Origin of the sequence: Streptomyces sp. NBC_01537 (genome assembly GCF_045040445.1) — a bacterium.
Classification (GTDB): Bacteria; Actinomycetota; Actinomycetes; order Streptomycetales; family Streptomycetaceae; genus Actinacidiphila.
In genome coordinates this window covers 7,453,412-7,479,956 of the sequence record NZ_CP109392.1, presented here as the reverse complement: position 1 = coordinate 7,479,956, position 26,545 = coordinate 7,453,412, and the positions used below count along the sequence as shown (strand labels likewise).

27 protein-coding genes and 1 pseudogene are annotated in these 26,545 nt (G+C 71.8%); 21 read left to right on the top strand and 7 right to left on the bottom strand.

What is annotated here, in order from left to right; translation table 11 throughout:
- Positions 1-27 precede the first annotated feature (27 nt).
- On the top strand, positions 28-1,203 hold the full coding sequence (nadA, locus tag OG607_RS34445; protein ID WP_405731812.1) for a quinolinate synthase NadA: 1,176 nt from the start codon (positions 28-30) through the stop codon (positions 1,201-1,203).
- A 9-nt stretch (positions 1,204-1,212) separates the two neighbouring features.
- Complete coding sequence (locus OG607_RS34440) at positions 1,213-2,091, top strand: GNAT family N-acetyltransferase (protein ID WP_405731809.1); 879 nt, start codon at positions 1,213-1,215, stop codon at positions 2,089-2,091.
- An 11-nt stretch (positions 2,092-2,102) separates the two neighbouring features.
- Here OG607_RS34440 and OG607_RS34435 read toward each other — a convergent pair whose 3' ends face one another.
- On the bottom strand, positions 2,103-2,381 hold the full coding sequence (locus tag OG607_RS34435) for a hypothetical protein (RefSeq protein WP_405731806.1): 279 nt from the start codon (positions 2,379-2,381) through the stop codon (positions 2,103-2,105).
- 17 nt (positions 2,382-2,398) lie between these two features.
- Positions 2,399-3,169 (bottom strand): PspA/IM30 family protein, encoded by a 771-nt coding sequence (locus tag OG607_RS34430; protein ID WP_405731803.1) that lies wholly within the window; start codon positions 3,167-3,169, stop codon positions 2,399-2,401.
- A gap of 199 nt (positions 3,170-3,368) precedes the next feature.
- On the opposite strand from OG607_RS34430, the gene OG607_RS34425 reads away from it, so the two are divergent.
- Together OG607_RS34425 and OG607_RS34420 are read left to right on the top strand one after the other, a co-directional pair.
- Positions 3,369-3,968 (top strand): DUF3043 domain-containing protein, encoded by a 600-nt coding sequence (locus OG607_RS34425; RefSeq protein ID WP_405731801.1) that lies wholly within the window; start codon positions 3,369-3,371, stop codon positions 3,966-3,968.
- Positions 3,969-4,015: 47 nt separating this feature from the next.
- The gene (locus tag OG607_RS34420) at positions 4,016-4,759 is read left to right on the top strand and encodes a class I SAM-dependent methyltransferase (RefSeq protein ID WP_405737234.1); all 744 of its coding nucleotides are present in this window, start codon (positions 4,016-4,018) and stop codon (positions 4,757-4,759) included.
- Between the two features lie 142 nt (positions 4,760-4,901).
- Here the strand turns inward: OG607_RS34420 and OG607_RS34415 are convergent, their stop codons facing one another.
- Positions 4,902-5,111, bottom strand: coding sequence for a hypothetical protein (locus OG607_RS34415; RefSeq protein WP_405731798.1), 210 nt, complete (start codon positions 5,109-5,111; stop codon positions 4,902-4,904).
- Between the two features lie 70 nt (positions 5,112-5,181).
- Between OG607_RS34415 and OG607_RS34410 the strand changes: the two genes are divergently transcribed.
- Complete coding sequence (locus tag OG607_RS34410; RefSeq protein ID WP_405731796.1) at positions 5,182-6,402, top strand: bifunctional adenosylcobinamide kinase/adenosylcobinamide-phosphate guanylyltransferase; 1,221 nt, start codon at positions 5,182-5,184, stop codon at positions 6,400-6,402.
- Between the two features lie 10 nt (positions 6,403-6,412).
- A complete protein-coding gene (gene cobT, locus OG607_RS34405) occupies positions 6,413-7,456 on the top strand; it encodes a nicotinate-nucleotide--dimethylbenzimidazole phosphoribosyltransferase (RefSeq protein ID WP_405731793.1) in 1,044 nt (347 codons plus the stop codon).
- A gap of 65 nt (positions 7,457-7,521) precedes the next feature.
- On the opposite strand, the gene OG607_RS34400 is transcribed toward cobT, so the two are convergent.
- On the bottom strand, positions 7,522-8,262 hold the full coding sequence (locus OG607_RS34400; protein WP_405731791.1) for a hypothetical protein: 741 nt from the start codon (positions 8,260-8,262) through the stop codon (positions 7,522-7,524).
- Between the two features lie 66 nt (positions 8,263-8,328).
- Here OG607_RS34400 and OG607_RS34395 point away from each other — a divergent pair, with 66 nt between their 5' ends.
- From OG607_RS34395 to OG607_RS34345, 11 genes and pseudogenes are all read left to right on the top strand, one after another.
- Positions 8,329-9,108: an adenosylcobinamide-GDP ribazoletransferase gene (locus tag OG607_RS34395; RefSeq protein ID WP_405737231.1), complete on the top strand. Its 780-nt coding sequence runs from the start codon at positions 8,329-8,331 to the stop codon at positions 9,106-9,108.
- Between the two features lie 516 nt (positions 9,109-9,624).
- Positions 9,625-10,062, top strand: a complete 438-nt coding sequence (locus OG607_RS34390) for a hypothetical protein (protein ID WP_405731789.1) — start codon at positions 9,625-9,627, stop codon at positions 10,060-10,062.
- Between the two features lie 152 nt (positions 10,063-10,214).
- Complete coding sequence (locus OG607_RS34385; RefSeq protein WP_405731786.1) at positions 10,215-11,723, top strand: leucyl aminopeptidase; 1,509 nt, start codon at positions 10,215-10,217, stop codon at positions 11,721-11,723.
- A 296-nt stretch (positions 11,724-12,019) separates the two neighbouring features.
- Positions 12,020-13,408, top strand: a complete 1,389-nt coding sequence (lpdA, locus tag OG607_RS34380) for a dihydrolipoyl dehydrogenase (protein WP_405731783.1) — start codon at positions 12,020-12,022, stop codon at positions 13,406-13,408.
- 51 nt (positions 13,409-13,459) lie between these two features.
- Positions 13,460-15,214, top strand: coding sequence for a 2-oxoglutarate dehydrogenase, E2 component, dihydrolipoamide succinyltransferase (gene sucB / locus OG607_RS34375; protein ID WP_405731780.1), 1,755 nt, complete (start codon positions 13,460-13,462; stop codon positions 15,212-15,214).
- A 397-nt stretch (positions 15,215-15,611) separates the two neighbouring features.
- Complete coding sequence (locus OG607_RS34370) at positions 15,612-16,178, top strand: GNAT family N-acetyltransferase (protein WP_405731777.1); 567 nt, start codon at positions 15,612-15,614, stop codon at positions 16,176-16,178.
- A 197-nt stretch (positions 16,179-16,375) separates the two neighbouring features.
- Positions 16,376-16,678, top strand: a pseudogene (locus OG607_RS34365) (zinc ribbon domain-containing protein); the annotation flags it as partial.
- Between the two features lie 167 nt (positions 16,679-16,845).
- Entirely contained in the window at positions 16,846-17,721 is an 876-nt protein-coding gene (locus tag OG607_RS34360; protein ID WP_405731774.1) for a hypothetical protein, read from the top strand.
- A 53-nt stretch (positions 17,722-17,774) separates the two neighbouring features.
- Entirely contained in the window at positions 17,775-18,026 is a 252-nt protein-coding gene (locus tag OG607_RS34355) for a hypothetical protein (RefSeq protein WP_329318995.1), read from the top strand.
- A 115-nt stretch (positions 18,027-18,141) separates the two neighbouring features.
- Positions 18,142-19,137, top strand: a complete 996-nt coding sequence (locus tag OG607_RS34350; RefSeq protein WP_405731771.1) for a helix-turn-helix transcriptional regulator — start codon at positions 18,142-18,144, stop codon at positions 19,135-19,137.
- A gap of 75 nt (positions 19,138-19,212) precedes the next feature.
- Positions 19,213-19,728 (top strand): DUF4240 domain-containing protein, encoded by a 516-nt coding sequence (locus OG607_RS34345; RefSeq protein ID WP_405731768.1) that lies wholly within the window; start codon positions 19,213-19,215, stop codon positions 19,726-19,728.
- Between the two features lie 18 nt (positions 19,729-19,746).
- Here OG607_RS34345 and OG607_RS34340 read toward each other — a convergent pair whose 3' ends face one another.
- Both OG607_RS34340 and OG607_RS34335 read right to left on the bottom strand, forming a co-directional pair.
- Positions 19,747-21,018 carry an NAD(P)/FAD-dependent oxidoreductase gene (locus OG607_RS34340; RefSeq protein ID WP_405731765.1) on the bottom strand — a complete coding sequence of 424 codons (1,272 nt, stop codon included), beginning with the start codon at positions 21,016-21,018 and terminating at the stop codon, positions 19,747-19,749.
- Positions 21,019-21,084: 66 nt separating this feature from the next.
- Entirely contained in the window at positions 21,085-21,978 is an 894-nt protein-coding gene (locus OG607_RS34335; RefSeq protein WP_405731763.1) for a TIGR01777 family oxidoreductase, read from the bottom strand.
- A gap of 50 nt (positions 21,979-22,028) precedes the next feature.
- Here OG607_RS34335 and OG607_RS34330 point away from each other — a divergent pair, with 50 nt between their 5' ends.
- Positions 22,029-22,514 (top strand): GNAT family N-acetyltransferase, encoded by a 486-nt coding sequence (locus OG607_RS34330; protein WP_405731760.1) that lies wholly within the window; start codon positions 22,029-22,031, stop codon positions 22,512-22,514.
- A 61-nt stretch (positions 22,515-22,575) separates the two neighbouring features.
- Here the strand turns inward: OG607_RS34330 and OG607_RS34325 are convergent, their stop codons facing one another.
- A complete protein-coding gene (locus tag OG607_RS34325) occupies positions 22,576-24,066 on the bottom strand; it encodes a regulator (protein ID WP_405731758.1) in 1,491 nt (496 codons plus the stop codon).
- Between the two features lie 272 nt (positions 24,067-24,338).
- On the opposite strand from OG607_RS34325, the gene lipB reads away from it, so the two are divergent.
- The 3 genes from lipB to OG607_RS34310 all read left to right on the top strand — a co-directional run bounded on the left by lipB (position 24,339) and on the right by OG607_RS34310 (position 26,534).
- The gene (gene lipB, locus OG607_RS34320) at positions 24,339-25,124 is read left to right on the top strand and encodes a lipoyl(octanoyl) transferase LipB (protein WP_405731755.1); all 786 of its coding nucleotides are present in this window, start codon (positions 24,339-24,341) and stop codon (positions 25,122-25,124) included.
- An 86-nt stretch (positions 25,125-25,210) separates the two neighbouring features.
- Positions 25,211-26,152, top strand: coding sequence for a lipoyl synthase (gene lipA / locus OG607_RS34315; protein ID WP_405731752.1), 942 nt, complete (start codon positions 25,211-25,213; stop codon positions 26,150-26,152).
- A gap of 190 nt (positions 26,153-26,342) precedes the next feature.
- Positions 26,343-26,534, top strand: a complete 192-nt coding sequence (locus tag OG607_RS34310; RefSeq protein ID WP_405731749.1) for a hypothetical protein — start codon at positions 26,343-26,345, stop codon at positions 26,532-26,534.
- Positions 26,535-26,545: the final 11 nt, after the last annotated feature.

Sequence of the window (26,545 nt, the reverse complement as noted above, 5' to 3'; positions counted from 1 at the left end):
AGAACCGCAGAGAAAGGGCTCCGGCCCGTGACCACCACAACCGAACCGCTGGACGTCCAGCCCACCCCGCTCGCGCTTCTGTTGCTGGGCCGTGAAGCCGACCCGCGCAGCGAGCGCGGCGTGGACTGCCCCGGTGACCTGCCCGCCGCGTCCGACCCGGATCTGGTCGAGCGTGCGCGTGCCGCGAAGGCCAGACTCGGGGAGAAGGTCTTCATCCTCGGCCACCACTACCAGCGTGACGAGGTCATCGAGTTCGCCGATGTGACCGGCGACTCCTTCAAGCTCGCCCGTGACGCGGCCGCCCGGCCCGAGGCCGAGTACATCGTCTTCTGCGGCGTGCACTTCATGGCGGAGTCCGCCGACATCCTCACCTCCGACGACCAGGCCGTCATCCTTCCCGACCTCGCCGCGGGCTGCTCCATGGCCGACATGGCCACCGCCGAGCAGGTCGCCGAGTGCTGGGACGTCCTGACGGACGCCGGTGTCGCGGATGTCACGGTCCCCGTCTCGTACATGAACTCCTCGGCCGACATCAAGGCCTTCACCGGCCGGCACGGCGGCACGATCTGCACCAGCAGCAACGCCAAGCGCGCGCTGGAGTGGGCCTTCGAGGAAGGGCAGAAGGTGCTGTTCCTGCCCGACCAGCACCTCGGACGCAACACCGCCGTGCGCGACATGGGTTTCTCGCTCGACGACTGCGTCCTGTACAACCCGCACAAGCCGGGCGGCGGCGTCACGCCCGAGCAGCTGCGCGCCGCCAAGATGATCCTCTGGCGCGGCCACTGCTCGGTGCACGGCCGCTTCTCGCTGGAGTCGGTCGAGGACGTACGGGCCCGCATACCCGGCGTCAACGTGCTGGTGCACCCCGAGTGCAAGCACGAGGTGGTCGCCGCGGCCGACCAGGTCGGCTCGACGGAGTACATCATCAAGGCGCTGGACGCCGCCCCGGCCGGGTCTGCGTGGGCGATCGGCACCGAGCTCAATCTCGTACGGCGGCTTGCCAAGGCCCACCCGGACAAGCAGATCGTCTTCCTCGACAAGACGGTGTGCTTCTGCTCGACCATGAACCGCATCGACCTCCCGCACCTGGTCTGGACGCTGGAGTCGCTCGCGGACGGCAAGGTCATCAACCGCATCCAGGTCGACGAGGAGACCGAGCGCTTCGCCAAGCTCGCCCTGGAGCGGATGCTCGCGCTTCCGTAGTGTGGCGGGGTGCTGCTGCGCCCTTTACGCGATGACGAAGAGGACGCCGAAGCGGTGCGGGTCGTGTCCGCCGCCGCCTTCGGCCCCTCGCGGGTGTTCCCCGCGCCGGACGATCCCGCCCGTGCCGCCCGCCACCACCGCCTGCGCGAGCGCAACCGGCACCTCGCCCGGACCGATCCCGGCGGCTGCTGGCTGGCCGTGGACGAGGTCTCCGGCATGCCGGTGGGGGCTGCTCTGTCCCTGCGGCGCGAGGGCACCTGGGGGCTGTCCGCCTTCGCCGTACTGCCCGAGGCCCAGGGGCGGGGTGTCGGCCGCGAGCTGCTGGCCGCCGCGATGCTCTACGGCCGCGGCTGTCTGCGGGGGATGATCTGCGGCTCGCGGGATCCGCGCGCCGCCGCGACGTACCGGCAGGCCGGTTTCGCCCTGCACCCCGCCATGCGGCTGTCCGGCCCCGTCGACAAGTCCCGTCTCCCCGCGCCCGACGGCGCCGTCCACGAGGGCTCCGCGAAGCACCGTGACCTCATGGACTCCGTCGCCCGGCGCACCCGGGGCGGCGCCCACGGGCCCGACCACGATCAGCTGCTGCGGGACTGCGCGCTCCTCGTCGCCGACGACCTGGCCGGCAGCGGCTACTGCTACGTCCAACCGGGCGGACGGGTCGAGCTGCTCGCGGCCACGTCACGCCGGCTGGCGACGCGGCTGCTGACCGCCGCGCTGCTCAGCCTTCCGGAGGGCGTGGTGGCGGAGGTCTCCGACCTGACGGCCGAGCAGCAGTGGGCGCTCGATGTCGGTATCGCAGCAGGGCTCGACATCACGAACGCGGGATATGTGTGCCTGCGGGGGATGCGGCCGCCGACGCCGTACGTTCCGTCGGCGGCATTTCTGTAGAGGGGCTGGGGTCAGCCCGGGATCAGGCCGTCGTCGCGGAGCATCGCCCGGACTTCCTCAAGCGTGGCGTCGGGGTTGGGCAGGATCAATTCGGAGGGCTCCAGGGAGTCGTCCGGCAGGGGGGCGCCAAGCGACCGCACGGCGCCGAGCAGCGCGTGAAGCGTGCCGCGGAAGGCCGCCTCGTCGCCCTTGTCCATCGCGGCGAGCAGCTCGTCGTCGAGCTTGTTGAGGTCGGCGAGGTGGCTCTCGTCCACCGTCACCTGGCCCTCCCCCATGATCCGTACGATCATGACGCCCTCCTGCCTTCCTACTTCTCGAAGCGCGGCTTGTCCGTGGGCTCCTGCTGGCCGCTCTCGATGGCCTGCTTCGGGGAGCCGCCGGCCAGCTCGGCCTTCATGCGCTGCAGCTCCAGTTCCACATCACTACCACCGGAGATGCGGTCCAGCTCGCTCTGGATGTCGTCCTTGGCGATCCCGGTGGGGTCGTCGAGGGCTCCGGAGGCCAGCAGCTCGTCCAGGGCACCGGCCCGGGCGCGCAGCTGCTCGGTCTTGTCCTCGGCACGCTGGATGGCCATGCCGACGTCGCCCATCTCCTCGGAGATGCCGGAGAAGGCCTCGCCGATCTGGGTCTGGGCCTTGGCCGCGCTGTAGGTGGCCTTGATGGTCTCCTTCTTCGTACGGAAGGCGTCGACCTTGGCCTGCAGCCGCTGGGCCGCCAGGGTGAGCTTCTCCTCCTCGCCCTGCAGGGTCTGGTGCTGCGTCTCCAGGTCGGTGACCTGCTGCTGCAGGGCCGCCTTGCGCGACAGCGCCTCGCGCGCCAGGTCCTCACGGCCCAGGGCGAGCGCCTTGCGCCCCTGGTCCTCGTACTTCGCCGACTGCTGCTGCAGCTGGTTGAGCTGCAGTTCCAGCCGCTTGCGCGACGTGGCCACATCCGCGACGCCCCGGCGTACCTTCTGCAGCAGTTCCAGCTGCTTCTGGTACGAGTAGTCCAGGGTCTCGCGCGGATCCTCGGCCCGGTCCAGGGCCTTGTTGGCCTTCGCGCGGAAGATCATCCCCATCCGCTTCATGACACCGCTCATGGGCCTCGCGCGCCCCCTTCTACCGATTCAGCTCGCCAGCACACCTCTACAGACCCCACAGTACGGGGCCTGGTTCCATTACCCCACTGTTCGTGCCCTGATGCGCTCCTCCTCCAGGACGATCACAGTTCGGTGTCCTACGGCCCTGGGATGACAGGGAGGCTGGGGGACGGCTCGGGGACCACGTAACCTGGGGGTTGTGTTCCGACGTCGTTCCGAAGATGAGCAGGCCGCCAAGGCCTCGACCACCACGGTCGAGGACGAGCGCCAGTCCCGCGATCCGCAGGCTCCCAAGGGTCGCCCCACGCCCAAGCGAAGCGAGTCCCAGACCCGCCGCCGCACAGTGGTGTCCGTTCCGACCGACCGCAAGGCGGCGTCCAAGCAGGCCAGGGAGGCCCGGCGGGCCGAGATGGCCAAGCGGCAGAAGGCGCTGGCGGGAGGCGACGAGCGCTACCTGCCGGCTCGCGACGCGGGCCCGGTGCGCAAGTTCGTGCGGGACTACGTCGACGCGCGGTTGCGGGTGGCGGAGTTCTTCCTGCCGATCGCCGTGCTCATCCTCGTCATGAGCATCGTCAACAACACGGCGCTGAAGAACCTGGCGCTGCTGCTGTGGCTGGTCGTGATCGTGCTCATCGTGGTCGACTCCTTCGTCACGGCCTTCACGCTGCGCCGGCAGCTGCGGATCCGGTTCGCGGACAAGCCGACCAAGGGCGCGGTCGCCTACGGTCTGATGCGGACCCTGCAGATGCGCCGGCTGCGGCTTCCGAAGCCGCAGGTCAAGCGCGGCGCGAAGCTCTGAGCGGGTTCGCCGGCGCGGCCGACGACTGGCTGAGCAAGCTGGGCGGACTGCGGAACACCGTGCGCCAGGAACTCGTGGCCAGGCAGCTCGACGAGCAGATCACCTCCCGCTTCCCGGTAGGGCAGCGGCTGCGGGTGCTGGACGTCGGCCCCGGCCAGGGCACCCAGGCCCTGCGGCTGGCCCGCGCCGGGCATCTGGTCACCGGCCTGGAGTCCGATCCGGCCATGCTCGGCGCCCTGCGCGACGCGCTCGCCGCCGAACCGGAGGGCATACGCGACCGCGTCACCCTCGTGGAAGGCGACGGCCGCGAGACCGGCCGTCATTTCGGGCCCGGCAGTTTCGACGTGGTGCTGTGCCACGGCGTCCTGATGTACGTCCCCGAGCCCGACCCGATGCTCGCCGCCCTGGCGCGCGTGCTCGCCCCCGGCGGGCTGCTCTCCCTGCTGGTGCGCAATGGCGACGCGCTCGCCATGCGGCCCGCCCTCCACGGCGACTGGGCGGGCGCGGTCGCCGCCTTCGGCTCGAACGCGGCCACCTACACCAACCGGCTGGGCCTGACGGTTCGCGCCGACCGCCGGGAGGCGCTTGCCGCGACCCTCACCGGGATCGGCGTTCCGCTGCGGGCCTGGTACGGGGTGCGGGTCTTCACGGACGGCGTCGGTGACGACGTGCGGGTGGAGTCCCCGGAGGCGCTGGAGGAGCAGCTGCTGGCGGCGGAGGAGCTGGCCGGGCGGACGGATCCGTACCGGGCGGTGGCGGCGCTGCTGCATCTGTGCGGGGTGCGGGACTAACGCACCCGGGTCCGTGACGAGCGCCGGGTCCATCCGGCTCCCGGTTCCGTCCTCAATCGCCGGACGGGCTGAATTCAGCCCGTCCGGCGATTGAGGACAAAGCGCAGCCGACGGGCTGCGCAACCCGGCGCCCCCTCGCGGCCTAGTCCTCCGTGCCGTGCAGGCTCATCGGGCCGTAGATCTTGGTGTCGTCCTCGGAGAGCACGACCTGGTCGGTGCCGCCCTGCAGCAGGTCCTTCCAGACCTCACCGAGCCAGGACTCGGCGTCCCCCTGCGTGGTGAACTCCTCCGGCTCCACAGCGGGCTGAACCTCGGTGCCGTCGGCCTTCTCGAACCGCCACGTCCACGCCATGTCCGTACTCCTCGTCCCTCGGGGTGCCTGCCCGGCAGCGTAGCGTGCACCGACGAGGGAGGATCGTTACGTGGAACTCACTCTCCTCGGTACCGGAGGCCCCGAGGGCCTGCCCGTCCCCGGCTGTCCTTGCGCCGCATGCGCATGCGCGACAGGCGATCAGGCACGTGCCGCGACGGCGGTCCTCGTGGACGGCACGCTGCTGCTCGACCTCACTCCCGGCCTGGCTTTTTCCGCCGCACGGGCGGGGCGTTCGCTCACCGGGGTGCGTCAGGTGCTGCTCTCCCACCCGCACGACGGCCCCGCCGTCGAGATCCCGGCCGGGCTTCCGGCACCCGCGCGGGTGCTGGCGGGCCAGGAGCTGGCGCTGATGTCCGGGCACCGGGTGACGGCCGTGCCGGTGGACGCGCCGGGCTCCGGTTACGTCGTCGAGGGGCCGGGCGGCGAGCGGCTGCTCTATCTGCCGCCCGGGTGCGGGCCGGCGGGGCTGGCCGGGCCGGTGGAGGGCTCGTACGCGTACGAGATGGTCCTGCTCGACGCGGTGGCGAGGCCGGACGCCCTGGCCCGGCTGCGCGCGGCGGGCGCGGTCGACGGGACGACGGATGTCATCGCCGTCCACCTCGGCCACTCCGTACCGCCCGGCGCCGAGCTGCGCCGGCGGCTGGCGGCGCTGGGCGCGCGGGCCGTGCCGGACGGGACGAGCCTGTCCGCCGGCGAGTACGCGGAGGTGCCGGACCTGCCGCGCCGCACCCTGGTGCTCGGCGGGGCCCGGTCCGGCAAGTCCGTCGAGGCGGAGCGACGGCTCGCGGCCTCCCCTGCCGTCCTGTACGTCGCGACGAGCGGCAATCGGGGCGGCGACGCCGAGTGGGCGCAGCGGATCGCGCTGCACCGCGAGCGCCGTCCGGGGTCCTGGCAGACCGTCGAGACCTGCGACCTCGTCCCGCTGCTCGCGGGTGGCCAGGATGAGCCGGCCCTGCTCATCGACTGCCTCGCACTGTGGCTCACCGATGCCATGGACGCCGTCGGCGCCTGGAACGATGAGGTGTGGGCCAACGGCGGCCAGCGCGAACTGCGCGCCCGCGTGGATGAGTTGGCGGCGGCCTGGCGGGCCACCCGGCGTACCGTCGTCGCCGTCAGCAACGAGGTGGGATCGGGCGTGGTGCCGGCGTCCGCGAGCGGGCGGCGCTTCCGCGACGAGCTGGGGCGGCTCAACGCGGCCATCGCGGACGAGTCCGAGCATGTGCTGCTGGTCGTGGCCGGACAGGCGTTGCCCCTACGGCCCGCAAGGTAGTGTTCGGGCCGTGAGCAGCCTGAATCTTGAAGAGTTCGGCTCCCGCGTGGAGCGCCCAGACGCCGGCATCCGGCGCGACGCGCATGACCGGTGGGAGCACCTGGTGCGCCCACCGCTGGCGCTGGGGAAGCTCGCCGAGCTCGCGGACTGGCTGGCGGCGGCTCAGGGGCAGGTGCCGGTGCGGCCGGTGAGCCGGCCGAAGGTGGTGCTGTTCGCGGCGGACCACGGCGTCGCGGCGCTGAAGGTGTCGGCGAATCCGGCGGGCGGCGCCGCGGATCTCGTACGCAACGTCCTGGAGGGCGGCTCGGCCACGAACGTCCTGGCCCGGCTGTACGGGGCCCAGATCCGGGTCGTGGACGTGGCCCTGGACACGGACGCGGAGGGCCTCCCGGCGGAGGTCACCGCGCACCGGGTGCGGCGGGGCTCGGGCCGGCTGGACGTGGAGGACGCGCTGAGCGTGGAGGAGGCCGAGCAGGCCTTCCGCGTCGGCGTGGCGATCGCGGACGAGGAGGCGGACTCGGGCACGGATCTGATCCTGCTCGGGGATGTGAGCGTCGGCGGCACGACGGCCGCCGGTGTGCTGATCGCGGCCCTGTGCGGCACGGACGCGTCCGTGGTTACCGGCCGGGGTTCCGGCATCGACGACATCACCTGGATGCGCAAGTGCGCCGCGATCCGGGACGGCCTGCGCCGTGCCCGCCCGGTGCTCGGCGACCAGCTCGAACTGCTGGCGGCGGTGGGCGGCGCGGATCTGACCGCCCTGACCGGTTTCCTGCTGCAGGCGGCCGTGCGCAAGCTCCCGGTGATCCTCGACGGCGTCGTCACCGCCGCGGCGGCCCTGGTCGCCCAGCGGGTCGCCTTCCGGGCGCCCGACTGGTGGCTGGCCGGGCAGGTCAGCGGTGAGCCGGGCCAGGCGAAGGCGCTGGACCGGCTGTCCATCGAGCCGCTGCTCGACCAGGGCATCACGGCCGGCGAGGGCACGGGCGCGCTGCTGGCGCTGCCGTTGCTGCGGGGCGCGGCGGCGATGGCCGCGGAGCTGCCGGAACGTTTCTGAGGGATCGGCCCAGTCCACTACCGGCCCAGGCCACCATCGGGCGGGCCCGCACCCTGCCGCGCGCCTCACTGGTCGGGCGCGCCGCCCAGCCAGTCCTGGAGACGTCGGCGGGGACCGGCCCAGCGGGCGTCGTGCCGGGCGGCGCGTCTGAGGGCGCGGCGGCGGGCGCGGGGGCGGCGGGCGTAGAGGTGCTCGTCCCAGAAGGAGCCGGGGCGGGCGAGGCGGACGGCGGCCACGAAGGCGACGAAGGGGATGAGGACGCCCAGGACGCCCATGCGCGCCTTGCCCTTGAACAGGGCGATGAGGGAGAAGAGAAGACTGACGAGCACTGAGACGATCAGGGCGGCGCGGTCGTGCTGCTCCTCGTCGGTGAGGGAGTTGACGCCGAACGGGAGGAAGCCGCAGAGCAGCAGACCGGCGAGCGAGGCGGTGAGCACGACGGCCTCGGTGCTCTTGCGGCCGCGCTCGGTCCAGTACACGTCGTCCAGGTAGAGGATGAGCGCGAACTCGTCCAGCACCAGGCCCGCGCCGATCCCGAAGAGCACCGCGCTGATCCCGGCCCACCAGCCCGTGCTGCCGCTGCCCACGGCCCCGAAGCCGCCGATGACGCTGAGGACCACCCCCGGCACGACATGGTGGATGTGCACCCCGCCCGAGCCGCTGATGTTGCGGAAGGGGCCCTTGCCGGCCCGGATGAGGCGGGTGATCAACCGGGTGATGAGAAAGGTCAGCACGAAGGACGACAGGGCGAGGAGCAGCGGCAGCTTGCCCGGCTCGATGATGTTCCGGTACCACCAGTCACTCATGCCACCTCACCACCCATATCCGTAAATCTACCTATCCGCGGCCCGGATACGCTGCACGCCATGAGCATGGCCAAGGATCTGGATGACGGTGTGCGCTTCGCCTTCGGCACATTGACGGTGCTACGGGTCCGGGTCACCCGCTGGGACCGGGACGCCGCCCGCACCGGCATGCTCTGCGCGCCCCTCATTGGGCTGGTGGTGGGGCTGTTCGCGGCCTTCGGGGCCGGGGTGCTGATGCTGCTCGGGGGCAGCCCGCTGCTGGCGGCGGTCGCCACGGTCGCGGTGCCCGCCGCGCTCACCCGGGGGCTGCACCTGGACGGGCTCGCCGACACGGCGGACGGGCTGGGCAGCGGCAAGCCCGCGGAGGACGCGCTGCGCATCATGAAGCAGTCCGACATCGGGCCGTTCGGCGTGCTGGTGATCGTGTTCGTGATTCTGGGTCAGGTCGCCGCCCTGACCTCCCTGTACGGGCAGTCCTGGGCGGCCGGCGCCGTCGGTGCCGCCGTGGCCGCCGCCGTCGGGCGCGGCGCCATGACGCTGGCCTGCCGCGACGGGGTCCCCCCGGCCCGGCCAAAGGGGCTCGGCGCGGCGGTCGCGGGGACCGTTCCGGTCCGCGTCGCCTGGGGCGTGGGAGCGGGCCTCGTGGTCCTGTCCGCTGCCTGCGGCGCGCTGTTCGGGGCCTGGGGGGTCCTGCGGTTCGGGGCGGCCGCGGTGATCGGGCTGGCAGCGGGCGAGTTGCTGCTGCGGCGGTGCCGGGAGCGGTTCGGCGGGGTGACGGGGGATGTGTTCGGGGCGCTGTGCGAGACGGCGGTGATTGCCGCGCTGGTGGTATCGGCCCTTGGGTAGGGTCCGACTCTGTGCGGCAGCCCCGCGCCTGGCGGTGCGGTTGCGGTGCCGTTGGCCATGGCTGGCGGTTCCGTCCTCAAGCGCCGGACGGGCTGGGTTGGCCTGGGGGTCGGTGCCACCACCGGGGATCTCTCCTCGGCGCGGAGCGGACGGCGCCGCCTGCACCGGTGTCGTTGCGGTGCCGTTGGCCATGGCTGGCGGTTCCGTCCTCAAGCGCCGGACGGGCTGGGTTGGCCTGGGGGTCGGTGCCACCACCGGGGATCTCTCCTCGGCGCGGAGCGGACGGCGCCGCCTGCACCGGTGTCGTTGCGGTGCCGTTGGCCATGGCTGGCGGTTCCGTCCTCAAACGCCGGACGGGCTGGGTTGGCCTGGGGGTCGGTGCCACCACCGGGGATCTCTCCTCGGCGCTCGCGACTCTGGCGCCTTCATGTCGGACCCGGGATCCTCGCTCGTCGCGCTGCGGGAGAACCCCGGCGTGTCCCCTCCCGGCCGGAAGCAGGTTCAACCCGTCCGGGCTTGAGGACCCGCACCCCCACCGGCCGGTGGCCGCGTACGGGCGGAAGGGGTCGGTGGAGGGATGCGCCCGGAAGCGACGAGAACCGGCCCACGGCAAGGACATGGACAGCCCAAGGTTCGAGCGCTGAGGACGCAGTCCCGGCAGGCGGCCCCGACCAGACCACCAACGGCAGGCGCACAACGGCCGACCCAGCCCGTCCGGCGCTTGAGGACGGAACCAGCACCCCCTACCGACGGCACCGCAACCGCACCGCCGCGTGGTTCGCCGCCGCCCGGATCAGTACGGACGCGGCGGCGGCCCTGTGGGCCGCGCTCGCCTGCGCCAACGTCCTTCTGGCGGTCGGCCAGTTCATCTCCTTCCGCCACCACAGCGCGCGGCTCGCGGCGCCGGAGCCGCCTCCGGTCGGGGCCGGGGCCGGGGAGCCGGTTCGCCCCTGAGGGGCGAGGGCGAGGGGAAACCCCCGCTTTCGGGGCTGTGGGCGGCTGCCACGGGCGGAAGCGGCACTACTGAGCGTAAGGTCGGTCCTGAACGCCGCCCGCCGCCCGCTGCAGGCGAGACATGGGCCCCGAGGAACAGGACCTTCAATACCGTGACTGCACTGACTCTCAGCACTTCCTCCGCCGCAGCGCTGCGCGCGGACGCCGTCGTCGTCGGCGTGGCCAAGGGGACGAAGGGCCCCGAGGTCGCGCCGGGCGCGGAGGCGGTTGACAAGGCGTACGACGGCAAGCTGGCGGCGACTTTGGAGACGCTCGGGGCGTCGGGCGGCGAGGGCGAGGTGACGAAGCTGCCGGCGCCGGAGGGAGTGAAGGCGCCGGTGGTCGTCGTGGTGGGCCTCGGGGAGCCGCCGGCGGACGGCGAGGCGTATGACACGGAGACGCTGCGCGCGGCGGCCGGGGCAGCCGCCCGGGCGCTGTCCGGGGCGAAGAAGGCCGTGTTCGCGCTGCCGACCGCGGACGCGGAGGCGGCCGGGGCGATCGCGGAGGGCGCGCTGCTGGGGGCGTACGCATACACGGCGTACCAGCAGAAGAGCAACGGCCGTGGCCCGCTGGCGGAGGTCGCGCTGGTCGGGGCGAAGCCGCGCGACAAGGCGTACAAGACGGCCGCGGAGCGGGCGATCGCGCTGGCGGCGGAGGTCAACCGGGCGCGTGACCTGATCAACATGCCGCCGAACGACCTGCACCCGAAGGAGTTCGCGACGGTCGTGCAGACCGCGGCCAAGGAGCTCGGCCTGAAGGTCGAGGTGCTGGACGAGAAGGCACTGGCCAAGGGCGGCTACGGCGGCATCCTGGGTGTCGGCAAGGGCTCGGCGAACCCGCCGCGGCTGGTGAAGCTCTCGTACACCGCGGCGAAGGCGCAGAAGCACCTGGCGTTCGTGGGCAAGGGCATCACGTACGACTCGGGCGGCATCTCGCTGAAGCCGGCCGGGCACAACGAGACGATGAAGTGCGACATGAGCGGCGCGGCGGCGGTCTTCGCGGCCGTGGTGACCGCGGCGAAGCTCGGCCTGGACGTCAATGTCACCGGCTGGCTGGCGCTGGCGGAGAACATGCCGTCGGGCACCGCGACCCGCCCCGGCGACGTGCTGCGGATGTACAGCGGCAAGACCGTGGAGGTGCTGAACACCGACGCCGAGGGGCGGCTGGTGCTGGCGGACGCGCTCACCCGCGCCTCGGAGGAGAAGCCGGACGCGATCGTGGACGTCGCGACGCTGACCGGCGCGATGGTGCTGGCGCTGGGCAACCGGATCTTCGGCATCATGGCCAACGACGACGAGTTCCGCGGCGCGATCCACGAGACGGCGGCCGAGGCGGGCGAGCAGTCCTGGCCGATGCCGCTGCCGGAGGAGCTGCGCAAGGGCATGGACTCCTCCACCGCCGACATCGCGAACATGGGCGAGCGGATGGGCGGCGGCCTGGTGGCCGGACTGTTCCTGCGGGAGTTCGTGGGCGAGGGCATCACCTGGGCGCACCTGGACATCGCGGGCCCGGCCTTCAACGAGGGCGGTCCCTTCGGCTACACCCCCAAGGGCGGCACGGGGTCCGCGGTGCGGACGCTGGTCGCGCTCGCCGAGAAGGCCGCCGCGGGCACCATTCTGTGATCGCCGCGTGATCGCTTCGGTGATCCGTCACTGATCCGTTCGTCACACACGGACCGGCCCCGGGCATACAACCCGGGGCCGTTTCGTTCGCCCTGAGCGAGATACCGACCAGTAGCCAGGAGCTGGGGCGTTCCCTTCGTCTCAGAGCCCGGCCCGGTGGCCCGTCCGCCCCGAACAAGTGCGAAGATGTTGTCTCGGCACGACAGGGCCCCCTTTTAAACAAAGCGGCCGAACTTAAAGCCGCCGCCCGGTCACGGCAGACCGGCTCCGGCGTATCCATGCATGGAGGACGTGACGTGGCGAACGACGCCAGCACCGTTTTCGACCTAGTGATCCTCGGCGGCGGCAGCGGCGGCTACGCCGCGGCACTGCGCGCGGCTCAGCTCGGTCTGGACGTCGCCCTGATCGAGAAGAACAAGCTCGGCGGCACCTGCCTGCACAACGGCTGCATCCCCACAAAGGCTCTGCTGCACGCGGGCGAGATCGCGGACCAGGCGCGCGAGGCCGACCAGTTCGGCGTGAAGGCGACCTTCGAGGGCATCGACATCGCCGGGGTCCACAAGTACAAGGACGACGTGATCGCGGGCCTGTACAAGGGCCTGCAGGGCCTGGTGGCCTCCCGCAAGGTCACGTACGTGGCGGGTGAGGGCCGGCTGTCCTCCCCGACCAGCGTCGACGTGAACGGCCAGCGCTACACCGCCCGGCACATCCTGCTCGCGACCGGCTCCGTGCCGAAGTCGCTGCCGGGTCTGAACATCGACGGCGACCGCATCATCTCCTCGGACCACGCGCTGGTCCTGGACCGCGTCCCGAAGTCCGCGATCGTGCTGGGCGGCGGCGTCATCGGCGTCGAGTTCGCCTCCGCGTGGAAGTCCTTCGGTGTGGACGTCACCGTCATCGAGGGCCTGCCGCACCTGGTGCCGGTCGAGGACGAGAACAGCTCCAAGCTGCTGGAGCGGGCCTTCCGCAAGCGGGGCATCAAGTTCAACCTGGGCACCTTCTTCTCCAAGGCCGAGTACACCGCGGACGGCGTCAAGGTCACGCTGGCGGACGGCAAGGAGTTCGAGGCCGAGCTGCTGCTCGTGGCCGTCGGGCGCGGCCCGGTGTCGGCCGGTCTCGGCTACGAGGAGTCCGGTGTCGCGATGGACCGCGGCTATGTCCTCGTCGACGAGTACATGCGGACGAACGTGCCGACGATCTCGGCGGTCGGTGACCTGGTCCCGACGCTGCAGCTCGCGCACGTCGGCTTCGCGGAGGGCATCCTGGTCGCGGAGCGGCTGGCCGGTCTGAAGACCGTGCCGATCGACTACGACGGCGTGCCGCGCGTGACGTACTGCCACCCGGAGGTCGCTTCGGTGGGTATCTCCGAGGCGAAGGCCAAGGAGCTGTACGGCGCCGACAAGGTCGTCACCCTGAAGTACAACCTGGCCGGCAACGGCAAGAGCAAGATCCTCAAGACCGCGGGCGAGATCAAGCTCGTCCAGGTCCGCGACGGTGCGGTGGTCGGCGTCCACATGGTCGGCGACCGTATGGGTGAGCAGGTCGGCGAGGCCCAGCTGGTCTACAACTGGGAGGCCCTGCCTGCCGAGGTCGCGCAGCTGATCCACGCGCACCCGACGCAGAGCGAGGCGCTCGGCGAGGCCCACCTGGCGCTCGCGGGCAAGCCGCTGCACTCGCACGACTGACCCACGACACGCTGAACCATTCCGCACAGATCGTTAGGAGCAACCGAAACCATGGCGGTTTCCGTAACCCTGCCGGCGCTCGGCGAGAGCGTGTCCGAGGGCACTGTCACCCGGTGGCTTAAAGCCGAAGGTGAGCGCGTAGAGGCCGACGAGCCGTTGCTCGAGGTCTCGACCGACAAGGTCGACACCGAGATCCCGGCGCCCGCGTCCGGCATCCTCGCCTCCATCAAGGTGGCCGAGGACGAGACCGTGGAGGTCGGCGCCGAGCTGGCCATCATCGACGACGGCACGGGCGCGCCCGCTGCCGCGCCCGCCCCGGCTGCCGAGCCTGTCGCGGCCCCCGCCCCGGCCCCCGTGGCCGAGGCTCCGGCCGCCCCTGCTCCGGCTCCCGCTCCGGCCGCCCCGGCTGCCGCCCCCGCGGGTGGCGCCACGGGTACGCCGGTGCTGCTGCCGGCGCTCGGCGAGTCCGTGACCGAGGGCACCGTGACCCGCTGGCTGAAGTCGGTCGGCGAGGAGGTGGCAGCCGACGAGCCGCTGCTGGAGGTCTCCACGGACAAGGTCGACACCGAGATCCCCTCCCCGGTCTCCGGCACCCTGCTGGAGATTCTGGTGGGCGAGGACGAGACCGCCGAGGTCGGCTCCAGGCTCGCCGTCATCGGCGCCGCCGGTGCCGCCCCCGCTCCGGCGGCCGCCCCGGCCGCCCCGGCCCCCGTCGCGGCTCCGGCTCCTGCCCCGGCTCCCGTGGCCGCTCCGGCCCCGGCTCCGGTCGTGCAGGCGCCTCCGGCCCCCGTAGCCCCCCCGGCCCCGGCTCCGGCCCCTGTGGCGGCTCCGGTCGCCCCGGCGGCTCCCGCCCCGGCTCCGGTCGCCACTTCCGGTGACGACGGCGCGTACGTGACCCCCCTGGTGCGCAAGCTCGCCGCCGAGAACGGCGTCAACCTGGCCACCGTCAAGGGCACCGGCGTCGGCGGCCGTATCCGCAAGCAGGACGTCATCGCCGCCGCCGAGGCCGCCAAGGCCGCTGCCGCGGCTGCTGCCGCCCCGGCTCCGGCTGCCGCCAAGGCCGCCGCTCCGGCCGCCGTCTCGCCGCTGCGCGGCCAGACGGTCAAGATGACCCGCATCCGCAAGGTCATCGCGGAGAACATGATGAAGGCGCTGCACAGCCAGGCGCAGCTGTCCTCCGTGATCGAGGTGGACATCACCAAGATCATGAAGCTCCGCGCCCGCGCGAAGGAGACCTTCCTGGCCACCGAGGGCGTCAAGCTCTCCCCGATGCCCTTCTTCGTCAAGGCCGCGGCCGAGGCGCTGAAGTCGCACCCGTCGATCAACGCCAAGATCAACGACGACGGCACCATCACCTACCACGACGTCGAGAACATCGGCATCGCGGTCGACTCGGAGTCGGGCCTCATGGTCCCGGTCATCAAGGGCGCGGGCGACCTCAACATCGCCGGCATCGCCAAGAAGACCGCCGAGCTGGCCGGCAAGGTCCGCACCAAGAAGATCAGCCCCGACGACCTCGGCGGCGGCACGTTCACGATCAGCAACACCGGCTCGCGCGGTGCGCTGTTCGACACCATCATCGTGAACTACCCGCAGGTCGCCGAGCTCGGCATCGGCGCCACCGTGCGCCGCCCGGTGGTCATCAACCACCCGGACCTCGGCGAGACCATCGCCATCCGCGACATGGTCTACCTGACCCTGTCCTACGACCACCAGCTGGTCGACGGCGCGGACGCCGCCCGCTACCTGACGGACGTCAAGGCCCGTCTGGAAGCCGGCGAGTTCGAGGGCGACCTCGGGCTGTAATCGGCGGTACGCACGCCTGAAAACGGTTGTGCCCCGGCACCGGTTCTCCGGTGCCGGGGCACAACCGTTTTCGGTCCCATACGCGACCCGTCGCGCCCATTTCCCAGTGGTCACCGAGTAATCGGGATCCCAGTAACTCGCACAGCTGACCTTCGGTGCACTGAAGGGCGTCGAGCACCCCGCCTCCGCCACCGGAGTCGACTACGGCACCTACACCGCACTACGCAACACCTGACGGAGCTCTGACCAAGGAACTCGCACCTCACGAGCACGCACCCTAGCTAGTGCTCCAGTTGGAGATCGTGATCTTGCTGGTCGGATGTGCCGAAGCACGATAGTTGGCACAACAGCAGGATTGTTGTCACCTGGGCTGCCGGCAGGACCTACGGTGACGGGGATGAGTGACGATCCCGTGATATTGCGTCCAGTGGTCGAGGATGACCTGTCGGTACTCGAGCGGTTCCTGACAGATCCGGAGGCAACCGGGCCGTTCCAATGGCTGGGCTGGTCAGATCCGGGGCGCTGGCGACGCCGCTGGGCGCAGGATGGTCTGCTGAGTGATGACGGCGGCCAGCTGATGGTGGTGACCGGCACCGACCGGCTCGGCTTCGTGGCATGGCGGAAGGTCGTGACCTCGCGGAGCTCGTACTGCTGGAATATCGGGACCCAGTTGCTGCCGGGCGGCCGGGGACGTGGTGTCGGCACGCAGGCGCAGCGGTTGCTGGTGCGCTATCTGTTCGCGCACACTCCTGTGGTCAGACTCGAGGCGGACACCGAGACGGAGAACATCGCCGAGCAGCGCGCACTGGAGAAGTCTGGCTTCGCACGTGAGGGCGTGCTGCGCAGCACCGTGTTCCGGGACGGGCAGTGGCGGGACATCGTGCGCTATAGCGTGCTCCGCGACGAAATCGCCTCGGACAAGTCCCTGGAAGGGTCCCGCACCAGAGGCGGGCAACTGGCCTGACCCGGGGCCGGCTCAGCGCACCAGAGGCGATGCGAGGCCGGTGACAGCAACCCTGCCGATCCTGCGACTGGTGACAAGCGGTGTGCCGCTTGGGTGACAACTACCGTGCCTCGAACCCACAGAACCCGCAGTTGCGTCGCTCTCCCTGGTACCAACTATCGTGCTTCGGCACATCGGAGCTGGTCCAGGAACGGGTGCGGCCATCCGCCGACGCCGCGATCGGCGCGACGAAGACGGCACTGATCGAGATGGGCCGCAAGCACGGGCGCACCGTGCACCTGGTACACCCCGCGCGCACCACTATGGATTGCGCGCACTGCGGAGCAAGAGCCAAGCACGCACTACCTCTCTCGGAACGAACGTATACGTGCACCGCGTGCGGAACTGTCTCCCCCAGGGACAAGAACTCCGCTCGTGTGATGCTCGTCCGGGCTGGTCTCAACCCGGCTGGTGCTGATTGCGGAAGACCTGGCGGACAGCCTGTCCGCCAGGCTGCATGAGCTAGAAATCCCCCTCATTCGTGAGGGGGAGGATGTCAAAGATGAATCACGGCACACGTTGAACACATCCCGCACAGCCCTCGTACATACGGGCGCAAGGCCATGCAACGCCCGTGTGGGGCCAGACGGGCGCGACCTATAGCCGGATTCATCGTCAAGGAGATCAGATGTCGCGTGCCCTTCGGTCCTTCAATGGGCGACGTGTCGTCGTCGCAGGTGTGGTCGGCGGCGTGTTGGTGTCGGGTGTGGTCGTGGTGGGAGCCGCCATGGCGGGGCAGAGCAAGACGACGGCGACGAACGCCACGACCAAGGCGGCTGTGTCGACGGTCAACTGCCCGGACGTGAAGAGCAAGTTGCCCGCTATTCCGGCGCAGTCGCAGGCCGAGGTCGACCGCAATCTCACGTTGCTGAACACGCAGATCGCGGAGGCGAACAAGCGCCTGGTCGACACGGTCGGGCAGGGCGGCCCGAACTTCGTCAACAACGCGATCCTGGGCCCGCTGAAGGACAAGCGGACCTCGACGATCGACCGGATCGTCATCTCGATCGGCCGGCACGCGGCCAAGCCGACGGGGCTGGACTCGCTCGCGGCGTGCTCGCTGAACGCGGCAGGTACGGGCGCCGGCACGGGTACGGGTGCCACGGCGACCGCCACAGCGACCGCGGCCGCGACGGCGGCTGCCACGGCGGCGACGGGGACGACCGGGGGCAGCGCGGCCGCGGCCGCCGCCGCGTCGGCGGCCACCGGGAAGGCCATCGTGTGCCCGGATGTCGCACCGCTGATCACCAATGTGCCGGCTTCGGCGCAGGCGGGGGTGGCGAGCGAGCTGGCGCTGCTGCAGAAGCAGATCGACGAGGCCAACACGCGCCTCGTCACCAGCCTCGGGCAGGGCGGTCCGAACTTCGTGAACAACGCGATCCTCGGCCCGCTGACGAGCAAGCGCCAGGCGGTCATCGACCGCATCGTGCTGGACTTCACCCGCACCGGAGCGGCGGCCCCTGCGGGGGTCAACTCGTCGCTCGCGGCCTGCAAGCTGGCGTAGGCAGGAACAGGCACAGGGCCGGGAAACGTACCGGGGACTGAGAGGGGCCTCTCATGCGTGAGACACGTGAGACACACGAGATGCGGCTGGTCGCCACGGAGCCCTCGGGCGCCGAGGAATGGTTCTGTCCGATGTGCCAGCGGCGGATCCTGATGCAGTGGCCGCCGCACTACGAGGTCGTCGTGCTGGAGCGCGGCGACGACACCGTCGCTCACGCAGGAGGCGGTCCCGCGCCGGAGGACCTGAGGTGGCTCAGGGAGATCGGCATCAAGTGGGACGGGTACTACGGGGATTCGGCCGCGTAGACCGCGGTGACCGTGTCCGGGAGTGGCCGGACACGGTCACCGCGGCACCGGAATCCCCTCAGGGTGCGTATCGTTCCCGTCGGAGCGCGGGAACGATACGCACCCTGGAGGTCCCATGCGCGCGGCGCGCCTCATTCATCTGGTGCTGCTCCTGCAGACCCGGGGCTCGATGACGGCCACTGAGCTGGCGGCCAAGCTCGAGGTCTCCGAGCGCACGGTCGGGCGGGATGTCCTCGCGCTGTCCGAGGCCGGCGTTCCGGTCTACGCGGAGCGTGGCCGGGCCGGTGGGTACCGGCTTGTGGAGGGTTATCGCACCCGCCTGACCGGCCTGGGCCGGGACGAGGCGGAGGCGTTGTTCCTGTCCGGGGTGCCGGCGGCGTTGCGCGCCATGGGCCTGCAGGACGCGGCCTCGGCCGCCCGGCTCAAGGTGTCCGCGGCGCTGCTGCCCGAGTTGCGCGACGCGTCGGACTCGGCCGCCCAGCGCTTCCATCTCGACGCCCCGGGCTGGTGGCAGGAGCCCGAGACCCCGAAGCTGCTGCCGCCGGTCGCCGAGGCGGTTTGGGGCGATCTGCGGCTGCGCGTCCGCTATCAGTGTGAGAACGCCGTTGTGGAGCGGGAGTTGGAGCCGTACGGGCTCGTGCTCAAGGCCGGGGTCTGGTATTTGGTCGCCCGGTCCGATGGGGAACTGCGGGTCTACCGGGTGGACCGGGTCGTCGAGGCGGAAGCCGTGCCGGGGTCGGGTTCGGGCTCGGGTTCGGGTGGTGCTCGCTTTGAGCGCGACCCCGGGGTCGACCTGCCGGCTTTCTGGGCGCGGCACGCGGCGGAGTTCGCCCGCTCGATCCTGCGCGCCGAGGCCGTCGTACGGCTCTCGGCGGACGGTGCTCGCCGGCTTCCGCATGTCACCGACCGGGCGGCGGCCCACGAGGCCCTCGCGGCGGCGGGCCCGCCGGACGGTCAGGGGTGGGTGACGGTGACTCTGCGGGTGGAGGGACTCGACGTCGCGTACGACCAGCTGCTCGCGCTCGGCCCGGAGGCGGAGGTGGTCGGTCCGGCGGACTTGCGGGAACGTTTCACCACCGCGGTGGAGCGGCTTGCGGCAATCTACGCATAGGCGCGTCAACGACACGCGTGCATATGGGCCGCCCCGCGTGCGGGTGGGCCCGGCGAAGCGGATGCTGGAGCGGTGATGGACGAGACGGAGTTCTGGGAGATCATCGACAACACGCGGGACGCCGCGGGCGGCGATCCGGAGGACCATGCCGATCTGCTGGTCGAGCGGTTGACGCAGCTCGACCCGGAGTCGGTGGCCGACTTCGCCCGCCACTTCGAGAACCGTTTCAACCGCGCCTACCGCTGGGATGTGTGGGCGGCGGCCGACATCATGCTGGGCGGCGCGAGCGACGACGCCTTCGACTTCTTCCGCTGCTGGCTGATCGGCCAGGGCCGCCATGCCTTCGAGGGCGCCCTCCACGAGCCCGACGACCTAGCCGGGCTCGTGGACGTCTTCGACCCCGAGACGGACGGGGACGCCGAGGATCTGGGCTATGCCGCGGACGAGGCCTACGAGGCGCTCACCGGTGTCCGGCTGCCGGATCTCGCCCTCGCCGAGCCTCCGGCGGAGCCGGAGGGCACATACGTCGACTTCGAGGACGCCGGCGCGATGGGTGAGCGCTTCCCGAAGCTCTGGGCGCGCTTCACGTAGCCGGCCCCCGGTCAGTTTCTACGCGGCCACCGCCTCCTCGCCCTCCGCACCCTCCGCACCCGCGTGGCCCGGCCGTACGCCGAAGTCGCGCATGGCCTGGTACGCCGCCCGACGCCCCGACAGCAGGGCGCCCTGGACGCTGCTGGTGCCCCGGTGGTCACCGCAGACGTAGAGCCCCTGGAGCACCCGTACCGGCCGCCGTACGTCGTGTGGTGCGGGCATGGCGGGGACGGCTTCGGGGTCGTGGTGGACGGCGAGGAGCTCCCAGTCGCGGGTGGGGACGCCGTAGAGGTCGGCGAGGTGGTCGCGGACGAGGGTGTCGGGGGCCGGGGGGCCGAGGAGGACGGAGGTGACGAGGGCGCGGCCGGCCGGGGCGCGGGAGGGGTCGACGAGGCTGGCGGGGAGGGTGTGGGAGACGGGGCCGCGGCGGTCGGCGTCGAGGACGAGGGAGGGCTCGCGCAGCGGCGCGGCGGGGGCAGCGTGGTGGACGACGGTGACGCCGTGGAAACCCGGCATGCGCAGGCCGGGCAGCAGCTCGCCCGCCGCACGGGCGCCGGTGGCGACGACGACCGCCCGGCAGGCGAGGAAGCCGCCGCCCTCCAGCACGACGCCGTTCGTGGCCACCGCGACGCCCCGCACCCCCAGCCGTACCGTCCCCGGCGGCAAGGCGTCGGCGAGCCGCTCGGGCACTGCGCCGGCGCCGCCGGCCGGCAGGCACGTACGGCCGCGGGCGAAGCCCCGCAGGGCGAGGTCGGCGCAGCGGCTGGAGGTACCGAGTTCGGCGTCGCAGAGCAGGGCGGCGAGCAGCGGGCGCAGGAAGCCGTCGACCGCGCGCGGGGCGAAGGCGTTGGAGAGTGCGGCGGCGGCGGTGGTCTCGGGGCGGGTGAGGAGCTGCTCGGCGGGCGTGGCGGCGAGCCGGTTGAGGCCGGAGCGCAGCCGGGCCCGGTCCAGGGCGCGCGCGGCGCGGCCGGCGCCGGCACGGACCACGGCGCCGGGCGCGAAGGGCCGCAGCTGCAGGCCGTGGAGCCCGGGCGTCCTGCGCAGTTCGGGGTACGAGGTGTTGAGGAGCTGCGGGCCACGGTCGAGGCGGAAGCCGTCCACCTTGTCGGTGGCCATCCGCCCGCCGACCCGGTCGGCGGCTTCAAGGACCGTGACGCTCACTCCGGCGCCGGTCAGATGTTGTGCCGCGGCCAGACCGGCGAGGCCGGCACCGATCACGCATACGTCAGTCACGTTCTCGTGCGTTGGGCGTGCCGTTGAGAGCACTATGCCCCTCCCGGAGGTCGGCATGGTTCCCCGCTCGCGTCAGCTGCGCTGGAACCGTCATGCCCACAACCAGGGTGCTTGAAGCGGGGGTTATCGGCCGAGCGCCGCTCGAATCGCGCCGTCGATCTCCGGGAAGGCGAAGGCGAATCCCGAATCCAGCAGCTTCCCGGGCCGGACCCGGAAACTGCCCAGCACGTCGTCCGCGAACTCGCCCAGCACCGCCTTGAGCACGGGCGCGGGCACCGCGAAGAGCGCCGGGCGCCGCAGCACCCGGGCCATGGCGGCGTTGACCTCGCGGTTGGTGATCGGCTCAGGGCCGGTCAGATTCACCGGGCCGGAGAGCTCGGGGGTGTCGATGATGTGGCGCAGCGCCGCGATGTGGTCGTGCAGCGCGATGAAGCTCCAGTACTGCCGGCCGTTGCCCAGCCGTCCGCCCAGACCCGCCTTGTACAGCGGGAACAGCCTCCCCCACGCTCCGCCGTGCTGCGCCACGACCAGCCCGGTGCGCACGTGCGCCGTGCGCACGCCCGCCTCCTCCGCCGCGCCCGTCGCCTCCTCCCAGGCCTGGCAGACCTCGGCGAGGAAGCCGTCGCCCGGCGGGTCCTTCTCATCCACCGCGCGGTCGCCCGTGTCCCCGTAGAAGTTGACTCCCGACCCGCTGATCAGCACCCGTGGCGGCGTGGCCATCGACGCCACCGCCTCGGCGATCGCCGCCGTCCCCAGCACGCGGCTCTCGCGGATCTGCTTCTTGTACGCCGCCGTCCACCGGTGATCACCGACTCCCGCGCCGGCCAGGTGGACCACCGCGTCACACCCGATGAGCCCGGCCGTGTCGACATATTGACGATCCGGATCCCACCGGACCTCGTCCGGCGCGGAGGGCTCGCTGCGCACGAGGCGTACGGCCTCATGGCCGTCGGTGCGCAGCGAGCGTACGAGAGCGGAGCCGATCAGACCGGAGGAGCCGGTGACTGCGATGCGCATGCGGCAATACTGCCTCGCGCCGCGGCGGCCCGTCCTGGCAGGGTGACCGCATGTCCGACATAAGCATCCGGCCGGCCGCGCTCTCCGACGACGCGGAGCTCGCCGGCGTCGACCGCGACGCCTGGTCCACCCTGCACGCCGTCCAGCCCCGGCCCGCGGCCGACGACGCCTTCTTCGACGACGGCCACACCCCGGCCCCCTGCCTCGTCGCCGAGGCCGACGGGCGCCTCGCCGGCTACGTGCGTGTCGTCCCGCCCACCCCGCTGGCCTGCAACGCGCACGTCCGCCAGATCCAGGGCCTGGCCGTCGCTCCCCGGGCTCGCGGGCGCGGGGTCGCGCGGGCCCTGCTGGAAGCGGCGATGGACACGGCCCGCGCGCAGGGCGCCTGCCGGATCACGCTGCGCGTGCTGGGGCACAACGAGCCCGCACGGCGGCTCTACGAATCCCTCGGCTTCGTGGTGGAGGGCGTGCTGCCGGGCGAATTCCTGCTGGAGGGGGCGCTTGTGGACGATGTGCTGATGGGTCGGCCGCTTTAGGGTCTGTCCGGACGGGCTGGATTTCAGCCCGTCCGGGGTCCGGGGCGCGGCCCCGGGACCGTCACATCGACAGCACCCCCAGCGAGGCCGCGCGGTCGTGGAAGGCCCGCACCGCGGGTGCGTCGCGGTGGGCTTCCAGACGCCGGGCGAAGTCGCGTACGTATTCCGTCGCGCGCAGCGAGCGCATGTCGGCCGCCTGCTGCATGGCCTCGGCGCCGAGGGCGCAGGCCGCGTCGAGCTCGCCGAGGCCGAGGCGGGACGAGGCCAGGACGACGCGGCAGAAGAGCCGTGAGCGGGCGTAGGCGGCGCCGCGCAGCTGAAGGGAGCGCTCGGCGTGCTGGACGGCGGCGCGGTACTGCTGGAGGTCGCGGTGGCAGTGGCCGAACTCGTCGGCGAGCTGGGCCTCGTCGAAGAAGCGGGCCCAGTGGGGGACGTCGTCGCCGCGGGCGGCCTCCAGGGCCCGTTCGGCGCGGACGAGGGCGGCGGTGCAGGCGCGGACCTCGCCGAGGAGGCCGTGGCCGCGGGCTTCGGCCGCGTGGAGCAGGGCCTGGACGACGGGGGCGGCGCCGGAGCCGACGCCTTGCTGGGCCACCCGGGCCAGTTGGACGGCCTCGCGGCCGTGGCCGAGGTAGACGGCCTGGCGGCTCATCGTGACGAGCACGTAGGCACCGTAGACGCGGTCGGCGGCGGCCTGGGCCAGGCGCAGCGACTGGACGAAGTAGCGCTGGGCGAGGCCGTGGGAGCCGATGTCGTAGGAGGTCCAGCCGACGAGGCGGGTGAGGTCGGCGACGGCGGCGAAGAGACGGCGGCCGAGGGCTTCACCGTAGGAGCCGCGGAGCATGGGCTCGGCCTCGTACTCGAGGTAGCGGACGAGGGCCTGGCGGGCGTGGCCGCCGCCGTAGGCGTTGTCGAGGGAGCGGAAGAGCTCGCCGACGGAGCGGAGGGCGGCGATGTCGCCCATGGTGACGCGCTGGCCGGTGGCCCGGGGCGGGGAGGCGGACCCGGACCCGGACGGCGAGAGGGAGTGCGCCGGCCCCGGGCCCCGGGTCTGGGCGGGCACGCGCATGCCGGATCCGGGCGCGGGATCGGCGGCCGGGCCGCGGGCGACCCGGTCGTCGGCGCGGCCGATGAGCCAGTCGCGGCTGGGGACGACGAGCCCGGCCGGGGTGAAGGCGATGCGGCGGCCGTCCGTCTGGCCGCCGGTGTCCTTGCGCCAGAGCCCGGCGACGATGTCGATGGCCTCCTCCGGGGAGCCGGCGAACTCCAGGCCCGCGTAGACGGGCGCGACGGCGTCGAGGCCGAGGTCCTGCGCGGACAGGCGGCGGCCCAGCCTGCGCGTGAAGACCTCGGCGATGAGGGCGGGCGTGGTGCCGCGCGGCTGCTGACCGCGCAGCCAGCGGGTGACGGAGGTCTTGTCGTAGCGGAGATCGAGGCCGTGTTCTATGCCGAGCTGGTCCACGCGGCGGGCGAGCCCTGCGTTGGAGAATCCGGCCTCAGCGATGAGGGCGGCGAGCCGACGGTTGGGCGAGCGCTGCGTGGATCGGTCGGTCATCGGCGGTGCGGTCCCCTGCCTTCCAGGTATTCGTCCAGAACGGCGCGAATGTAACGTTCTGTGGCGACCCGCTCACTACCTGAGCCTCGCATTCGCCGAAACGGGTGAATTTCCCCGGGCTGTGCACCCGGAATCCTTCCCTCCACTCCGTACGCCTGGTATGTCGCGGCCGTCAGGGGCGTCCGCAGACCCCCGTACCCCCGGACGTACAGTTGTGCAGAGCGCGTGAGGCAGCGCATGAGGCGACGAGGGCGACACACCAAGGAGCAGCCGTGAGTGACCTGCGTTTCGTCCACCTGGGTTTCGGCGGGGAAGCCGTGGAGTACCAGGAGGCATGGCAGGAGCAGCGGCGGGTGCACGCGGCCCGCTTCGCGGACGAGATCCCCGACACGTGCCTGCTGCTGGAACACCCGGCGGTCTACACCGCGGGGCGGCGTACGCAGGACAACGAGCGCCCCCTGGACGGCACCCCCGTGGTGGACGTCGACCGCGGCGGCAAGATCACCTGGCACGGCCCGGGCCAGCTCGTCGGCTACCCGATCCTGAAGCTCCCCCGCCCGGTGGACGTCGTGGCACACGTACGACGCCTTGAGGACGCCCTGATCGGCGCCTGCGCGGAGTTCGGCCTGGAGACCTCGCGGGTCGAGGGACGGTCCGGCGTCTGGGTCCTGGGCGACCCGGTCCAAGACCGCCCCGCCGTGATCCCCGGGCTCACCCTGGACTTCGACCCGCGCCTGCACGACGAGGAGTTCGACCCCCGCCTCAGCGGCCCCGAGTACGCCCCCTCCAACGCCGGCCAGCGCCGCGAGGACCGCAAGCTCGCCGCGATCGGCATCCGGGTCGCCAAGGGCGTGACGATGCACGGCTTCGCGCTCAACTGCGACCCGGACAACACCGCGTACGACCGGATCGTGCCGTGCGGCATCCGGGACGCGGGCGTCACCTCGCTCAGCAACGAGTTGGGCCGCGATGTCTCCGTGCGGGAGGTGCTGCCGGTGGTCGAGAAGCATCTGCGGGCGGTCCTGGACACGGCGGCACCCCTCCCCCGGGCCGTATAGAGCCGGTCCCTGTTTAGGAATGCACGGGCGTACCCTGGTGTTCGCCATGGAAACGAAGTCTGCGAATTCGCAAGAGGGAGTCGGACGTGTCCGCTGTCGCACCTGAAGGCCGCAAGATGCTGCGTCTGGAGGTCCGCAACAGCCAGACCCCCATCGAGCGCAAGCCCGAGTGGATCAAGACCCGGGCGAAGATGGGTCCCGAGTACACCAAGATGCAGGCGCTGGTGAAGAGCGAGGGCCTGCACACGGTGTGCCAGGAGGCCGGCTGCCCCAACATCTTCGAGTGCTGGGAGGACCGTGAGGCCACCTTCCTCATCGGCGGCGACCAGTGCACCCGGCGCTGCGACTTCTGCCAGATCGACACCGGCAAGCCGGAGGCCCTGGACCGCGACGAGCCGCGCCGGGTCGGCGAGTCGGTCGTCACCATGGACCTGAACTACGCCACCATCACCGGCGTCGCCCGCGACGACCTGGAGGACGGCGGCGCCTGGCTCTACGCCGAGACCGTGCGCCAGATCCACGCCATGACGGCGGACCGGGCCGACGGCCGCACCAAGGTCGAGCTGCTCATCCCCGACTTCAACGCGGTCCCCGAGCAGCTCGCCGAGGTCTTCGGCGCCCGTCCCGAGGTGCTGGCGCACAACGTGGAGACGGTCCCGCGGATCTTCAAGCGGATCCGCCCGGCCTTCCGCTACGAGCGGTCGCTGGAGGTCATCACCCGGGCCCGGGAAGCCGGTCTGGTGACCAAGTCCAACCTCATCCTCGGCATGGGCGAGGAGCGCGAGGAGATCAGCCAGGCCCTGCAGGACCTGCACGACGCCGGCTGCGAGCTGATCACGATCACCCAGTACCTGCGGCCGACCGTGCGGCACCACCCCGTCGAGCGCTGGGTGAAGCCGCAGGAGTTCGTGGAACTGAAGGAGGAGGCCGAGGAGATCGGCTTCGCGGGTGTGATGTCGGGGCCGCTCGTGCGCTCCTCGTACCGCGCCGGACGGCTCTTCCAGCAGGCGCTCGCGGCTCGCGGCTGATCTACTGCTGTCCTGTGGATCCGGTCACGTCAGGGTTTTCCGTTCGGAGCCCTGACGTGGTCGGTCAGCGTAGAAGACTCGCTTGGCCTTCATGCGAGTTTGACCGACCGGTCACGGACTGGTAACACAATGTGGTGACCCTGGATTCACGCACATCCTTGCGATTCTGAGCGTCCTTAGGGGGACCCACATGCAGGCCGCCGCCTCAACCTTCCCCGCCACCTCCGTCACGGGCGCGCTGCGCGTCGTCGAATCGTTCCTGCTGCGCGGCGCGGAGCAGACCGCCCGCCGCAACGCGTGGTCCGCCGTCCTGGAGGACCGCAAGCGGGCGAAGGACCGCCACGAGGCCCAGCACGTCCTTGACGCCATGGGCTCGCGCTAGCCCCTGGCCCC

Excerpts from the sequence above, each read along its gene's own strand:
- OG607_RS34435 (WP_405731806.1), bottom strand. The coding sequence starts at position 2,381 with ATGATCGTACGGATCATGGGGGAGGGCCAGGTGACGGTGGACGAGAGC.
- OG607_RS34430 (WP_405731803.1), bottom strand. The coding sequence starts at position 3,169 with ATGAGCGGTGTCATGAAGCGGATGGGGATGATCTTCCGCGCGAAGGCC.
- OG607_RS34415 (WP_405731798.1), bottom strand. The coding sequence starts at position 5,111 with ATGGCGTGGACGTGGCGGTTCGAGAAGGCCGACGGCACCGAGGTTCAG.
- OG607_RS34400 (WP_405731791.1), bottom strand. The coding sequence starts at position 8,262 with ATGAGTGACTGGTGGTACCGGAACATCATCGAGCCGGGCAAGCTGCCG.
- OG607_RS34395 (WP_405737231.1), top strand. The coding sequence starts at position 8,329 with ATGGCCAAGGATCTGGATGACGGTGTGCGCTTCGCCTTCGGCACATTG.
- sucB (WP_405731780.1), top strand. The coding sequence starts at position 13,460 with ATGGCGGTTTCCGTAACCCTGCCGGCGCTCGGCGAGAGCGTGTCCGAG.
- OG607_RS34370 (WP_405731777.1), top strand. The coding sequence starts at position 15,612 with ATGAGTGACGATCCCGTGATATTGCGTCCAGTGGTCGAGGATGACCTG.
- OG607_RS34360 (WP_405731774.1), top strand. The coding sequence starts at position 16,846 with ATGTCGCGTGCCCTTCGGTCCTTCAATGGGCGACGTGTCGTCGTCGCA.
- OG607_RS34355 (WP_329318995.1), top strand. The coding sequence starts at position 17,775 with ATGCGTGAGACACGTGAGACACACGAGATGCGGCTGGTCGCCACGGAG.
- OG607_RS34350 (WP_405731771.1), top strand. The coding sequence starts at position 18,142 with ATGCGCGCGGCGCGCCTCATTCATCTGGTGCTGCTCCTGCAGACCCGG.
- OG607_RS34345 (WP_405731768.1), top strand. The coding sequence starts at position 19,213 with ATGGACGAGACGGAGTTCTGGGAGATCATCGACAACACGCGGGACGCC.
- OG607_RS34340 (WP_405731765.1), bottom strand. The coding sequence starts at position 21,018 with ATGCCGACCTCCGGGAGGGGCATAGTGCTCTCAACGGCACGCCCAACG.
- OG607_RS34335 (WP_405731763.1), bottom strand. The coding sequence starts at position 21,978 with ATGCGCATCGCAGTCACCGGCTCCTCCGGTCTGATCGGCTCCGCTCTC.
- OG607_RS34330 (WP_405731760.1), top strand. The coding sequence starts at position 22,029 with ATGTCCGACATAAGCATCCGGCCGGCCGCGCTCTCCGACGACGCGGAG.
- OG607_RS34325 (WP_405731758.1), bottom strand. The coding sequence starts at position 24,066 with ATGACCGACCGATCCACGCAGCGCTCGCCCAACCGTCGGCTCGCCGCC.
- OG607_RS34310 (WP_405731749.1), top strand. The coding sequence starts at position 26,343 with ATGCAGGCCGCCGCCTCAACCTTCCCCGCCACCTCCGTCACGGGCGCG.